A 14467-nucleotide genomic window follows, 5' to 3' on the forward strand; every position below is an offset into this window, starting at 1 on the left:
GTCATAATGAAATTACACTTAATAGGAATTAACAAAATCTATCTCAGCGCAATCCCTTAAAAAGGAAAAAGCATCCTACGACAAATAACAAGATGGCAAAGCATTTTTTCAGTACGATTGGCGATAAAGCATGCGCTGCTTTTGCACCGAACTTGGCTGTAAAAAAACTCATTGAGCTTATGCCAATAAAAGCATAAATATGCACAAAGCCAATAGTATTTGGAATATTGACCTGCTCTTTCATACCGAAAAACATAAAGCCCAAAGCGCCGGCAATGGCTATAGGCAAACCGCATGCAGCGGATGTTCCAACAGCTTTTTGCATGATGACGCCATAATGATTGAGATAAGGCACAGTTAAGCTTCCTCCCCCAATTCCAAAAATTGCGGATGCAACGCCAATCCCAGTGCCTGCAAATACTTGCTTAGGCGCTGATGGAAGCGCTTTACTCTGATCTACTGCCTTTTTTGCGCCAGCAAACATCTGATATGCAACCCAGATCACAAAAACGCCAATGATCAGCTGCAAATGTGTCCCCGAAAGCAATCCGGCAATGCCGGCGCCGAGAAAAGATCCGATGACCAGCCCAGGCGCCAGATTTTTGAATACAGGCCAAATGACCGCGCCATTTTTATGATGAGCCATCAATGAACTGATAGATGTCACGATAATGGTCGCTAATGAAGTTCCTAAAGCTAGATGCATGATAACTTCAGGATCAAAGCCCATTTGCGTAAAGACTGCATACAGCAGCGGCACGATGATCAGCCCACCGCCAACACCAAAGAGCCCAGCAGCAAATCCGGCTAATGCGCCTATTGCTAAAAAAATGATTAATTCCACGGCGTACTTACTTAAGAGTTTATGTTAAAGAAATGGATGCAGTGAGGTTAAGCGGTTTCCGTCTGCCCCACCTGATGATAAGCGCGGTTAAAATAAACTAAGCTTTGATCCTGCTGGCTTTGCTGAATCGCGACAATACGGCACATGAAAACCGTATGCGTGCCAACTTCTTGAATGTCATCAATCTCACAGTCAAAATTGACCAAAGCATCCTTTAAAACCGGTGCGCCAGTTTCCAGCTCTGTCCAAACGCCGTGTTTAAAGCGCTCTTCAGAAGTCATTTTGGATGCAAAGACATTGGAAATATGCTGATGCTGTGCGCCTAAAACATTCACGGTTAAAATTTTATTGTCGACAAAATGTGCATGTGACCGAGACGCTTTATTCATACAGACCAATAATGTCGGCGGTGTATCCGTAACGCTGCACACAGCCGATGCAGTGAATCCATGACGATCAGCCATGCCTGCCGTAGTCACGACACTCACTGCACTGGTTAACAAAGACATTGCATCTCTAAAGTCTGTTGCTTCGATCATCATTTTATTCCTCAGTAGAACGGACACATGCTTTTAAATGGAATACGAGCTACCCATTTATCAAACGGGCAGCCCATTCGTATTACGCGCTTGCTGCGTATGAAGCTGAAAGCTCTTTACGGATGATTTCCGCGCCTGCGCTTAAGGCATTCAGCTTGCCTCTTGCCACGTGGCGAGCTAAAGGCGCCATGCCGCAGTTGGTCGAAGGATAGAGTTTATCTGCATCGACAAACTGAAGCGCTTTGCGCAGCGTATTCGCAACTTCCTCAGGTGTTTCAATGCTATTGCTTGCCACATCAATCGCACCGACCATCACTTTTTTACCGCGGATCAGTTCAATCAGATCCATTGGCACACGAGAGTTTTGGCATTCGAGTGAAATAATATCAAGCTTAGATTTTTGCAGTTTAGGGAATGATTCTTCGTATTGACGCCATTCATTGCCTAAAGTTTGTTTCCAATCAGTATTGGCTTTAATACCATAACCGTAGCAAATGTGTACCGCAGTTTCACATTTCAAACCTTCAAGCGCACGTTCTAAAGTTGCAATACCCCAGTCATTCACTTCATCAAAGAATACATTAAATGCGGGTTCATCAAACTGGATAATGTCAACGCCTGCTGCTTCTAACTCTAAAGCTTCTTGGTTGAGGATTTTGGCAAATTCCCAAGCCAATTTTTCACGGCTCTTATAATGACCATCAAATAATGTATCAATCATGGTCATTGGACCAGGTAGTGCCCATTTAATTGGCTGTGTGGTCTGGCTACGTAAAAACTTGGCATCATTAACAAATACAGGTTGCTTACGAGATACTTCACCCACAACAGATGGCACACTGGCATCGTAACGATTACGAATTCGCATAGTTTCACGTTTTTCGAAATCGACACCTTCAAGATGTTCAATAAAAGTAGTGACAAAATGCTGGCGGGTTTGCTCGCCATCGCTGACGATATCAATCCCAGCGTGTTGTTGTTCTTGCAGTGACAAACGTAAAGCATCTTGTTTCGCTTCGAGTAATGCCTCACCTTCGAGTTTCCAAGGTGACCAAAGTTTTTCAGGCTCTGCAAGCCAAGACGGTTTCGGTAAGCTGCCAGCCGTTGATGTCGGTAATAAAATTGCCATTTTAAATCTCTATTTCTATATTCTGTTTCAGATAAATTAAGCAGCGTTGCTGTCTGCGGTGTAATTGGCAGCCCATTGCTCAAGAACGTCTTGATAAGGCTTGATAAAGTTTTCTTCCGTCCATTTGCCTTGCTTGACTGCGAGCTGGCCGCGTTCAACACGGTCATAGACGATTCGCGTTAATGAGTAATCCGGGTACTCCAGGCTGGCCTGATAGACTTGCGCCGCTGATGAATTTGCGTTGTAGATTTCAGGGCGATAAATCTTTTGGAAGGTTTCCATGGTGCTGATCGCGCTGATCAGCTCAAAGTCGGTGTAATCGCGCAGCAAATCGCCCGCAAAATAGAATGCTAAAGGCGCAGCGCTGCCTTTCGGCATAAAGAAGCGGACCTGTAGGCCCATTTTATGGAAATACTCATCGGTACGGGAGTATTGGTCTTGCTTATACTCAACACCCAAAATCGGATGTTCATTGGTCGTGCGGTGATAAGTCCGGGCCGTTGAAACACTCAGGCAAATCACAGGCTGCTGATTAAACGCTGCTTTAAAAGTTTCTGAGTTCACCAAGTATTGATACAGCTTGCCATGCAAATCGCCAAAACCTTCAGGCGCATACGAAGTCGAGTTCTCTTTATTATGCTCTTTAAGCACCACGCTGAAATCATAGTCACGCACATAAGATGAAAAGCTGTTGCCAATCATGCCCTCAATACGCTGATTGGTGTGATGATCTGTAATTGTGCTTTTCAGCATTTCAATGATCGGGAACGCGTTGCCATTGCCTTCAATATCTAAATCTGCAGAAATGATGTCAATTTCAAGTGAATAGCGGTCGCCATTCGGGTTGTCTGATTGCGCTAAGGCATTGAAGCGGTTATTAATCATGCGAAGCGTATTGCGCAGGTTCTGCTCACGGCTTTCACCGCGCGCCAAGTTGGCAAAGTTAGTTGTTAGGCGTGTGCTATCTGCTGGCTGATAGTTTTCATCAAAACGAATGCGTTTAATTGAACATGCAAACTCTGTACTCATGGTGATCCGCTACCCTAATTTCTAAAATAAAAGCAAAATTTCTGTATGCAGTAATTTATACTTGAAACAGAACATGAATAAAAATGATTTAATCTAACACCAAGATGAGCAGAATTCATGTTTGAGAATTCTGCTGTAATTTTTGAGAAGGAATTTCACAAACAGGCAAATCAGATGGTTCGAGATGAATGCTGTGGTTTAAATCAAAAATAAATTAATAAGCATTTGAATTATATGTATTATTTTTCTTCTTAAGTTATGAGCTGAATTTTAGCTAAGCATAAGTTAAATGAGGTTCAGGATAGGTGCGCTGCGCAAGGCATCTGCCGACTACAGCTCAGCATTATGAATCTGCATAAACAGCATCCACAATGCCAAGCTGAGCAAGCTGATAGACTTTATCTAATTCAAAGCCCTGAAATAAAAATCAATCAAAAGTTTTGGCCAGCGCTTTAAGCCTGATCAGGCTTAATCCTTAAATTAAAATTTCTGAGAAATGCTTAATTTATAATCCCGGCCGGTACCGGTCATATATTCTCCCAAATACATTTTGTAGTCCCGGTTAAATAGGTTGTCGATAGAGAAGTTCAGGACAGGCCCCTTTTCCCCAGCCGGCTGCCATTCTGCGTATACGCTATGCAGTGAATAGCCTTTTGTTTTTGGTAAAGAAAATGAGGTTGCGGATATCGATTTATCATGATCAGAAAGGCGCCGGTTTTGAGCATCAACAAAAGTTCCCCGCCATCCCATAGTTAAATGATGTTCTAGAACATTTACCCCCAAAGTAGCCGTTGCTTTCTTCGGTGGAATATCAATCATCCATGTTTTTTGGTCAAACCACGGGTTCACAGGTGAATTGTCATGCTGGCCGCGAATATAGGAATACGTTAAGCCAGTAAACCAAGTCGGCTGGTTGTAGAAAACCTCAGCTTCATAGGCTTTAACCGTATAATCTGTGGCATTGCGATAGCCGCTGCTGTCATGATTGCCATTGCACGCATCTGCATTTGATGAGCCGCCTTGCGCAATAATATCCGCCTGCGCTTTACACAAAACGGAACGGGTGCGGAAAATCTGGTCCGAACCGCGGTTGCGGTGATAAGTTAAGCGCACCTGCAAATGGTCGTCATCTGCCAATACATCATCAAAGTTCATCTCACTGCCTAAGCGGACTGCCAGCATTTTTTCAGGTTTCAAAGATAAGCTCGTTGCTGCGATTTTTCCGCCTGGCGCATCGACAGAATACTGTTCATCAATGCGCGGAGCGCGCCATGTTTTGCTTATATTGGCAAACCAGGTTAAATAATCCGCCTGCTGCCAGGCCAAAGCTAAGCGCGGAGACCATCCTGTATAAGTTTTATCTGCATAAATATGCCCTGAAGAAACGGTATTGAACCTTGGGGCTTTGTTGCCGTAGCCTTGATTTTTAATCGCATCGTACCGCAGAGAAGGCGTAATCGTCACGGCGCCAATTTGATATTGATCCTCCGCAAATGCGCTATACATTTGCTGATCACCGGCAGGCATGTAGTTTGGCTCATAATAGCCGTAATTATATTCTGCATCGTTATCTTTGGATTTCACATGCATCAAAGATTTTTGCTTCATCTTCTGATACTGTGCGCCCACTTTAACTTTATGCGTCCCATACGCCGTTTTAAAATCACTGATATTCAATAACTTTAAAGCCGTATTGGCATAATTGACCCAGCTTTCATTGCCTAAATTCCCTACGGCGCCTGCAGTAGAGCTAGGCAAGCGGGTATCATGCTGCTTGGTTTCAGAATATGAAGCCGTTGCTTTAAAGTTTAAATAAGGATTGTCGGCGGGGTCCAGCTCATAGCTTGCAGAATAGCTGGTATCTGTTTGATCGCGGTAAACTAATTTGCGTTTCCAGGCTTCATCATAGCCGTATTTTTTAATATCCGTTTCTGTTGGAACCGCATCCTGATCGCGCATGGCCGCAAAAGGTTCCCAGCCCCGATGCCCGCTGCGCATGGCATTTAAAGAGATTTTTTGGCCGTCTGCAGGGTGGAGATTGAGTTTCGCCAAATAAGTATCCTGCTCCTGTGCAGAATATAAAAATTTGCTGCCGTCAGGCCGCTTTACGTCCCCGCTGTCCCGCTTGGTGTAATAAAGCATGCCGTCAGCCAACTGATTCTCAGCCCGGCCATATACGGCGCCGGTATAGGTGTTTTGACTGTTATTTGAAAAACGCGAATATTTTAAGAATGTGCCAAAATTTTTATCCTCTTTCAGCAAATCAGCGGCGTCTTTAGTTTCTAAAGTAACTTTGCCGCCGAAACCGCCATTTCCGACTTTAACATTATGCGGGCCTTTATCTACGGTGATTTTCTTTAAAATTTCAGGCTCAATAAATACTGAACCCTGCCGGTATTTATCAAAACTTTTAACGGAATCATCCAGCGTAATGGGAACATCCGCCACTCCGCCCATGCCTAAGATGTTAATGGTTTGGCCGCCCGGACGCGGAGACCCTGCCGAACCGACACTGGGCATATTATCCAGAAACTGCGCGACATTGTTCGCCTGATAGCGGTCAATCGCTTTCTGGTTCAGCACGCTCTGCCCGAATTTTATGGTGTCTTTCTGCTCCGCCTCAACCACAATCGGCGTCATCTGATAAGTCTGATTCTGGCCGCTTATGCTGGACGGCGCCGCCGGCTTTGACGCTTCTGCTTTAGCGGCGGTATTGGCTGAGGCTAAAGCAGCCGGTTGCGCCGCAGGCTTTTCCGTCAGCACATACCCGGCTGCGGTTTTTTGAATCTCAAATGGCGTATTCTGCACCAGTACAGCAAAGAGCTGATCCGGCGTATATCTGCCCTTAAGTGCCTGAACTTGATAGCGGCCGGTTTTTGCGGAATTCAGCAATAGCGACACATTGGCCTGCTGCGCCAAGCTGTTTAAAGCCTGCGTGAGTGATCCGCTTTGGACTTGGTAGAAAGCTGCCGGCGCAGCGGCATCAGCATAAGTTTGCGTGCTGATGACGCCCATGGATAAGGCTATGGCCGCTGCCAGCGCGAGCGGCTTGACTGCAATTTTTTGATACAGGGATTGAGGCATTCGATATTCACCGCAAGTCAAATGATAATCATTAACTTTGTTCAGTTGTAAAAAATAATCTGTGTTCTAAGCTGTATGACGAAGCAGACAGCAAAAAACCGCAATGAATTGCGGTTTTTTTTAAAAAAAATTTAAGATTTATTCATTTGCTGTTATCCAAATCACACCGCTGCCAAGCTTTCTGATGTTTAACTGCGGGTGCTGAACCATCAGCAGGCTCAGGGTTTTATCCAAGTCCTGCCGGGTATTAATGACGCCGCTGACTTTGTAGCGGCTTAGCGCGGAATGATTGAATACTAGGTACTGATGATGATAGCGCCCTAAGCGCGTGAGCAGGTCGGGCAGCGGCAGATTATCCGCCAGTATCTGATGCTTTTGCCAAGCCAGCTCAGCCGATGGAATATTCAAGGCGGATATTTCACTCAGGCCCTGCGCATCCGCAGTTATGGCTTCACCCTGCTGAACCACTTTCAGCGCATGGCTTGCACCAGATGAACGGGTTTCCACTTTGGAATGCAGCATGCTTAAAGTGCTGCTGCTTGCATACTGATGAACAATAAACCGCGTGCCCAGCGCCTTAAAATCCGCCTGAGGCGTATGAATGACCAAAGGCCGGTTTCGGTCTTTGGCGACATCAATATATAGGTCGCCCTGCACTAAATTGATCTGCCTTTTTTCAGGCTTAAAATCCAGCTTAATCGCCGATTTTGCGCCTAAAGTAATTTTGGAGCCGTCTTCCAGAATAAATGACTGCATCTCTCCAGTATCGGTTTTAAAGTCTGCAGTATAGTAAGAAAAAACAGCTGAATTGTGCGCGATGTATCCCGCGGCCCCCACGCAGAGGCAAAGCATGAATGCCTTGGTGAAGAGCTGCTGAATCTGCCGTGCGCTTTGCCGGCTCACCTGCATGGAGCTCTGAATATTCTGGCTGGCAATGCCGTGAGTGACTGAAAGCTGCTGCATGGTTTCAGAAAAATTCAGCATCTGATCCAATTGGCCCTGATATTCCGGATGCCGGCTTTTCCAGGCTTCAAACTCAATTTGCGCTTGCTGGCGTTCATCCGGGTCATCCGCATTTAAGCGGATAATCCATAACGCCATGTCTTTGCGCAGCTGTTTAGCGTCCATTTTTCCCAAGCTCAGGCAGGTTATTTCCCGCCTCATAGCAGAGTTGCAGGCATTCGGCCAAATACAGCTGCGTTGTGCGTAAAGATTTCCCTATTTCCGCTGCAACCTCACTTTGGCTGCAGCCTTCAAAGTAATACAGCAGAAAAGCTTTCCGGGTGAGCGCCGCCGTATTCTGCAAAGCAACGGTCAGGAAGTCTAAGATGAGTACCGCCTCTTCAATCTGATTTGAGGAAATCAGCATCTCCTGATCATCCGCCTGCTGCTTCAGCGTTTCCAGATAATTCTGTTCCAGCATATAGCGGCGCTGCTTATCAATAAGCAGATGTTTTGCAACATTGACCAAATAAGCGCGCGGTTCCTGAATGGCAAGCAGCTGTTTGGTTTGCAGCAGTTTTACAAAAGTATCCTGAACTAGATCGGCAGCATTGAACGGATGGCGGATGCGCCGGCTCAGCCACTGCTGCAGCCAGTCATGATGGTCTAAATACATGTCTTGCAGCAGCTGCTGCCTTGATTGAGTTGAGGGCGCTTGAATCATGGGGAGAAATACAGGGAGATACAAATAATAATAATTATCGTTTACATATTTGGTTTTGTAAATGATCTTCTGCTAAAGAACTTTTTTGGCTAAAAAATGCGGTTCCTATTGCGCATTATTGAGCGCTCATTCGTCATAGCCTAGGTATCCCCTTGTTTAAATAAACTAAGGCCACTTTAAAGCGGCCTTTCGAAATAGCTTAAAAGGAAATGAAAGTATTGATCGTTAAAGCTTTTCAGTAAAAAATGGCGCCAACTGGCCAAGCGCTTCATCAACAAAGCTTAATCTGTCATACAGTGACATATGGTTGGCGCCGTCTACCGTATAGAGCTGTTTATCGGCGCTTGCTGCGCGCTGCATCAGATCTTCACTCATCCATTTGCTGCCCGCGGCGCTTCCCACAACAGCCAGTAGCGGTTGTGTAAAAAATGCTTCTGCTTTGTTATAGGCATCGTAAGTGATGATCTGGGTCAAGCTGCGCGCTGTGGCAAAGCCGGGCGCGTTGGGATGTTCGCAGCGCGGCGTATGGTAATATTCCCACGCTTCACGCAGCTCTTCATTCGGCGCATCTTCCTCTTTGAGCGGCGCAAGTGGAATGATCGCAATATCAGCGCTTTTGGCATCTGCAGTCCGGGCATCTGAACCTGCTTGAATATACGGAATTGCATCCGCATCTTTTACATTATTTTCCCAGCCGTTACGGAACATTGAACCAATGTTTACTGCACTGACCATCCCCACAGCTTTGATACGATGGTCATTAATCGCTGCATTTGCGGTATAGCCAGCGCCTGCACAGATGCCCATCGCCCCGATGCGGCTGCTGTCTACATAAGGCAAGGTTGTTAAATAATCAATAACGGCACTGACATCTTCAGTGCGGATATAGGGGTTTTCGAGCTGGCGCGGCAGCCCAGTGCTTGCGCCTTGATACGATGCATCATAAGCAATGGTGACAAAGCCATGCGCTGCCAGTTTCCGCGCATATAAACCTGCAGCCTGTTCTTTCACGCCGCCGCCGGGATGGCTCACCACAATTGCCGGATAAGTTTTGCTTTCATCGAAACCTTCTGGAAAGTTGATCACGGCAGCAAGGGTAATGCCTTGGCCATTATGATTTTGAATGCTGATTTCTTTTGACATTTCTCTATTCCCTTCTTAATTCACTAGGAATGGCTTAACAATTAAAGATATTCTTTAAAAAATGGAATGGCTTTGGCTAAGGCTTTAGCTACAGGCTCAGGCTGGTCATACAGTTCATAATGAGATGTATTTTCTAAGACCAGCAGCTCTTTTTGCTTCGATGCAGCGCGGCGTATGACTTCATGGCCATCACGATAAGCGCCAAATGCGCCCGGTTTGTCGCCAATCACCACTAAAATCGGCTGAGTCAATAAAACTTCTGCTAAATGGAATGCATCCCAGCCCAAAGCGGCGCTCATCCGCGAGAATAAAGCGCTGGTTGCGCCATTCGGCTGCTGGCCGCGCGCTGTTTTGTAGTACTCAGTTGCTTCTAAAGGGTCAATATCGCTAATTCCCGCTTTTTTAGCTTCTTCAACCGAAGGCGGCAAAAGGTCATTCACCAGATATTCTGCACCGCGCGCTTCCGCCGTATGCTGCTGCGCAACCGCTTCCAGGCCGTCAATTAAAGCCTGCCCTGTCCCGCCATAACCTTCACGCGTCATGCGGCCAAAATTGACGCCTGTAATTGAAGTCACTGCTTTAATACGGCGCTCGGTCATCGCTGCATTCAGCACATAAGCACCACCGCCGCAGATGCCTAACGCGCCAATCCGATTTTCATCGACATAAGGAAGCGTCACTAAATAATCTGCAGCATAGCGGATGTCTTCGACACGGTGGTAAGGGTTCTCAATAAAACGCGGCTCGCCGCCGCTTTCGCCCTGGAAAGAAGCATCAATGATTAAAACCACAAAACCTGCTTCAGTCAGCGCCTTGCCATAAATATTGCCTGAAGTCTGCTCTTTACAGCTGCCAATAGGATGAACGCTGATGATTGCAGGATATTTTTTACTTTCATCAAAGCCATTTGGGAATAAGATATTTGCTGCTGACTCCCAAGCTAAGTTTTTATACTTTACCGTCTTCACGTTGAACACCTCACTCAATGATTAGCCTGCAATCTGCTTTTGGATTGGAAGCCTTAATTTATATTCTCAGTATAAAATTGGAGTGTATCGATGCCTTGCCTATTTCAACGGGAAGTTTGCCTATTTTGTTAATTATTATTTATCATAAATTTATTTTATTTTTCATAAAGATAAACAAAAAACATCCTCGGTTTATAGACAGTCGGATCTTATTGAAATCATCAAATGCATTATCTATAAAAGCTGTAAGCCTGAATATTAAGCCTAAATATCCTGTTGTGGCGCAGCGCTGAATAAGCGTGAAGATTCACGGCTGATTGATGAATCGCCATCAGTTTAAATAAGGCGATTCACCCTATTTGCCAATCCGCTAATGATTAACAGCATCTTTCAAGATAAGCCTTGCCGCATGCGCTGAATATCCCGCTGCGGCGGCTCACCAAACAGGCGGCTGTATTCTCGGCTGAACTGCGAAGCGCTTTCATAGCCTACCAGCCCAGCGGCGCGCCCTGCATCGACGTTTTGATTAAACATCAAATGCCGCGCTTCCTGTAGGCGCAGCTGCTTTTGATACTGCAATGGGCTCATGCCTGTAGCCGTACGGAAATGCTGTCTAAATGCCGATGGACTCATAAATGCTTTATCCGCTAAGTCATCCATACGCATCGGCTGAACATAGTTATGCTTTAACCAATTCACCACTTGGTGAATCTTTTGATTTGCTGAGCCTGATTTCACTAACTGGCGCAAATAGATCCCGTGCGGGCCATTGAGCAGCCGTACAATAACTTCTTTTTGGATTAAAGGCGCAAGATGCGGAATCATCAAGGGCTCATCCAGTACCTTAGCCAGCCTTAAAAAAGCATCAATCAAAGGTGCATCGGCTGACTCGACTGAAAAAGAGTGATGAGCGGCATCAGAAATGGCGAAGTCCTCTGCAGGCATCTCCGCCGCCACCTGATTCACTGTCTGCAGATCCAGCAATAATAAGACAGCCAAAAATGGCTTCTGTGCGGATGCCTGCACAATATGCGAGGTAACAGGCAAGTCAATGGTCGTTAGCATGCTCTGCCCTTCATGGCAGTGATAGACCTGATCGCCTATAACGACTTCTTTTTCGCCCTGCAAAATAATGCCGATACCTAAGTTATAAATGCAATGCGTACTGTCAACAGGACGCATTCGGCTGTGGAAGGAAAGCTGGGGAATTACAGATACATAATCACCTTGCACCTCAGCCAGACGCGAAACAATGCGGGTGAGCTGCTCAGCATTCGTATTTCTTTCAACAGGGCTTGCCATAGCGGGGTATTTTGTCCTTCTAAAAATCTGCAGAAAAATGCACGGCGCCCAGCTTATCTATTGCATGGCGTCTTTGCGGCGTATGTGAAGATTATCTCTAATTTAACCGCATATGAGTATATCTATATTTTTTCATCATAAGCCTTGGCTATTGAGGCGTCGTGGATGCATGCCGGCAATAACTGCGGCATAGAAAGTGATTATGAATATACTGTAGACGATAAAACGGCTCGGCAGCCTTAATCAGCTGCCGAACCGTTACAAAAAAGCGCTATGCAGGCTAATCAGGCAATATCTTCAAGCAGATTCAGCTCCTGACGCATAAATTCCTGCAGCTTGAATTTCTGCGCCTTGCCGGAAGCCGTCATTGGAAATTCAGTAAAGAAACGCACATAGCGCGGCACTTTGTTGTGGGAAATATGTTCTGCGCAGTATCTGCGGATTTCTTCTTCGCTGGACTGGTGATGGTCATGCAGAATAATGCATGCGCAAAGCTCTTCGCCATAGCGCGCATCCGGCAGGCCAATAACCTGCACATCAGAAACATCCGGATGGGTATACAGGAAATCTTCAATTTCCTTCGGAAACAGGTTTTCGCCGCCGCGGATGACCACATCCTTAATGCGGCCTTTGATTTTCACAAAGCCGTCATTGTCCATTTCCGCAATATCGCCGGTATGCATCCACTTGGCGACATCAATGACTTCGCCGGTTTTATCATTGTCTTCCCAGTAGCCCAGCATCACTGAATAGCCGCGCACGCAGAGTTCGCCAAGCTTGCCGCGCGGCACCAGCTTGCCGTTTTCATCGACAATCTTGATTTCAAGATGCGGATGAACCCGCCCGACCGTTCCGACGCGGTGTTCCACAGAATCTGAAGTTGAGCTTTGCGCGCTGACAGGCGCAGTTTCAGTCATGCCGTAGCAGATGGTGATTTCGGACATATGCATCCGCTCAATCACGCGCTGCATGATTTCACGCGGGCATGGGCTGCCGGCCATAATGCCGGTGCGCAGGCTGGAGAGGTCAAACTCATCGAACTGTTCATGCTCAAGCACGGCGATGAACATGGTCGGAACGCCGTAAGCCGCAGTGCATTTTTCCTGCTGAATCGCTTTAAGCGTATCCAGCGGGTTAAATGCCGCCGATGGATAGATCATGGCGGAACCGTGCGTAATGCAGGCCAGATTGCCCATCACCATGCCGAAGCAGTGGAATAAAGGCACCGAAATGCACACCCGGTCTTGCGGCGTCAAATGAATCGCTTCGCCGACAAAATAGCCATTATTCAAAATGTTATTGTGGGTCAGCATGGTGCCTTTAGGGTTGCCGGTGGTGCCGGATGTAAACTGGATATTAATAGTTTCATCAAACTGCAGATCGGCGCCAATCGCCTGCAGCTGCTCCAGCTGTGACGGCGCGGGTTCAGGCAGCAAGTCCGCAAAGCGGTGAATGCCTGCATGCGCTTGATTGTCAATTTTAATAATGTGCTTTAAATGCGGCAGGCGTTTTGCGGACAGCAGCTTGCCGGATGACTGCGCAATTTCCGGGGCAATTTTGCTTAGAATCTCCTGATAATTGCTGCTCTTGAACTGCGATGCAATCACCAGCGCCTTGCAGGACACTTTATTCAGCACATATTCAAGCTCGCTGCTTTTGTATGCAGGATTCAAATTGACTAAAATAATGCCGGCTTTAAACGCCGCAAACTGGGTAATGGTCCATTCCACGCAGTTGGGTGACCAAATTGCAAGCCGGTCGCCTTTCTGCAGGCCCAATTTAAGCAGGCTGCAGGCAAAAGCATTCACCTGCGCCTGCAGCTGCCTATAGCTTAAGCGCACATCCTGATGCACGCTGATCACAGCATCCTGATCCGCATACTGCTGACAGGCCTGATCGAACTTTTCACCAATGGTCATCCCCAGTAAGGGCTGACTGCTGGTTCCATAGGCGTAACTTAACCGTTCTTGTGCCATTGAATCACTCTCCTTGATTCTTTGTAATTATGATTCTTTCACTTTAATTGTTTTGACCCAGGACGCCTTTCCCGCACAGCCTTATTTTGCGCTTAAACGCTTATTTTCTCCTCTGCATGCACAACTCCGCTGACGCAAAAATCGGCTGTCTGCTTGATAAAGTAGTCCTTATAGGCCTGATCAAACATGACATTTTTGGATGGATTCAAAGGCTCAATCACCACAAAAGTCATTGCGCCAACCACGCACAGCGCTGCGGTGTTCAAGTCTTCAAATCCGAACTCGCCGTTGATTTTCCCTTCGGCAAGTATTTCGTTAATGCTCTGCTTAATCAGCTGCTTGCTGCGGAAACGCTCATGCTCTATCAACGGATCGACAGGCTCAAACATCAGCGAATACGACAGCTGCGGACTGTTCAGGGCGCGCTTGACAAAGGTGGTCACCGCCTTGTGCAGCTTCTGCTTTGCCGGAAGGTCACTGGCAGCAATGGCATTCAGAATCTGAATTTCATGCTGTATGGCTTCCGCCAGAACTTCTATCAGCACTTGGCTTTTGTTATCGAAATAACGGTAAACCAGGCCGCTGGATACGCCTGCGCGCTCAGCAATCGCCTGAATCTGCGCATCCTTAAATCCGCCTTGAGCAATCAGTTCACGTGCAGACTGCAGAATCGTCTGACGGTTCTGCTCCATGCGTTCCTGCATCAATGATGATCTTTTATAACTCATAATCTTATTCTCAACCAGATAAAATGAATTGTAAATCATTTTGTGAATTTTAATTCACT

13 protein-coding genes are annotated in these 14467 nt (G+C 46.4%); 1 reads left to right on the forward strand and 12 read right to left on the reverse strand.

All coding sequences use genetic code 11. The annotated features are described in order from the left end of the window. Positions 1–43: 43 nt before the first annotated feature. The 9 genes from BEN74_RS01920 to BEN74_RS01960 all read right to left on the reverse strand — a co-directional run bounded on the left by BEN74_RS01920 (position 44) and on the right by BEN74_RS01960 (position 10402). Positions 44–844 (reverse strand): sulfite exporter TauE/SafE family protein, encoded by an 801-nt coding sequence (locus tag BEN74_RS01920; protein ID WP_068910039.1) that lies wholly within the window; start codon positions 842–844, stop codon positions 44–46. Between the two features lie 47 nt (positions 845–891). Then, positions 892–1383: a flavin reductase gene (locus tag BEN74_RS01925; protein ID WP_068910065.1), complete on the reverse strand. Its 492-nt coding sequence runs from the start codon at positions 1381–1383 to the stop codon at positions 892–894. Positions 1384–1465: 82 nt separating this feature from the next. Next, positions 1466–2512, reverse strand: a complete 1047-nt coding sequence (locus tag BEN74_RS01930) for a methionine synthase (RefSeq protein ID WP_068910036.1) — start codon at positions 2510–2512, stop codon at positions 1466–1468. Positions 2513–2548: 36 nt separating this feature from the next. Further along, entirely contained in the window at positions 2549–3541 is a 993-nt protein-coding gene (locus BEN74_RS01935; RefSeq protein ID WP_068910033.1) for a DUF1852 domain-containing protein, read from the reverse strand. A 480-nt stretch (positions 3542–4021) separates the two neighbouring features. Further along, complete coding sequence (locus tag BEN74_RS01940; protein ID WP_068910031.1) at positions 4022–6625, reverse strand: TonB-dependent hemoglobin/transferrin/lactoferrin family receptor; 2604 nt, start codon at positions 6623–6625, stop codon at positions 4022–4024. A 138-nt stretch (positions 6626–6763) separates the two neighbouring features. Continuing rightward, a complete protein-coding gene (locus BEN74_RS01945) occupies positions 6764–7753 on the reverse strand; it encodes a FecR family protein (RefSeq protein ID WP_068910029.1) in 990 nt (329 codons plus the stop codon). Continuing rightward, the gene (locus tag BEN74_RS01950) at positions 7743–8291 is read right to left on the reverse strand and encodes a sigma-70 family RNA polymerase sigma factor (RefSeq protein WP_068910026.1); all 549 of its coding nucleotides are present in this window, start codon (positions 8289–8291) and stop codon (positions 7743–7745) included. The genes BEN74_RS01945 and BEN74_RS01950 overlap by 11 nt, the downstream gene beginning before the upstream one ends. Before the next feature lie 225 nt (positions 8292–8516). Next, positions 8517–9434 carry an alpha/beta hydrolase gene (locus tag BEN74_RS01955; protein WP_068910023.1) on the reverse strand — a complete coding sequence of 306 codons (918 nt, stop codon included), beginning with the start codon at positions 9432–9434 and terminating at the stop codon, positions 8517–8519. A 41-nt stretch (positions 9435–9475) separates the two neighbouring features. Beyond that, the gene (locus tag BEN74_RS01960; protein ID WP_068910064.1) at positions 9476–10402 is read right to left on the reverse strand and encodes an alpha/beta hydrolase; all 927 of its coding nucleotides are present in this window, start codon (positions 10400–10402) and stop codon (positions 9476–9478) included. Between the two features lie 17 nt (positions 10403–10419). On the opposite strand from BEN74_RS01960, the gene BEN74_RS19205 reads away from it, so the two are divergent. Further along, positions 10420–10695, forward strand: coding sequence for a hypothetical protein (locus BEN74_RS19205; protein WP_162898117.1), 276 nt, complete (start codon positions 10420–10422; stop codon positions 10693–10695). A 97-nt stretch (positions 10696–10792) separates the two neighbouring features. On the opposite strand, the gene BEN74_RS01965 is transcribed toward BEN74_RS19205, so the two are convergent. From BEN74_RS01965 to BEN74_RS01975, 3 genes are all read right to left on the reverse strand, one after another. Beyond that, positions 10793–11704: an AraC family transcriptional regulator gene (locus BEN74_RS01965; RefSeq protein ID WP_068910021.1), complete on the reverse strand. Its 912-nt coding sequence runs from the start codon at positions 11702–11704 to the stop codon at positions 10793–10795. A gap of 284 nt (positions 11705–11988) precedes the next feature. Then, entirely contained in the window at positions 11989–13680 is a 1692-nt protein-coding gene (locus BEN74_RS01970; protein ID WP_068910018.1) for an AMP-binding protein, read from the reverse strand. A gap of 92 nt (positions 13681–13772) precedes the next feature. Beyond that, complete coding sequence (locus BEN74_RS01975) at positions 13773–14408, reverse strand: TetR/AcrR family transcriptional regulator (RefSeq protein WP_068910063.1); 636 nt, start codon at positions 14406–14408, stop codon at positions 13773–13775. Positions 14409–14467: the final 59 nt, after the last annotated feature.

Origin of the sequence: Acinetobacter sp. WCHAc010034 (assembly GCF_001696615.3) — a bacterium.
Taxonomy (GTDB): domain Bacteria; phylum Pseudomonadota; class Gammaproteobacteria; order Pseudomonadales; family Moraxellaceae; genus Acinetobacter.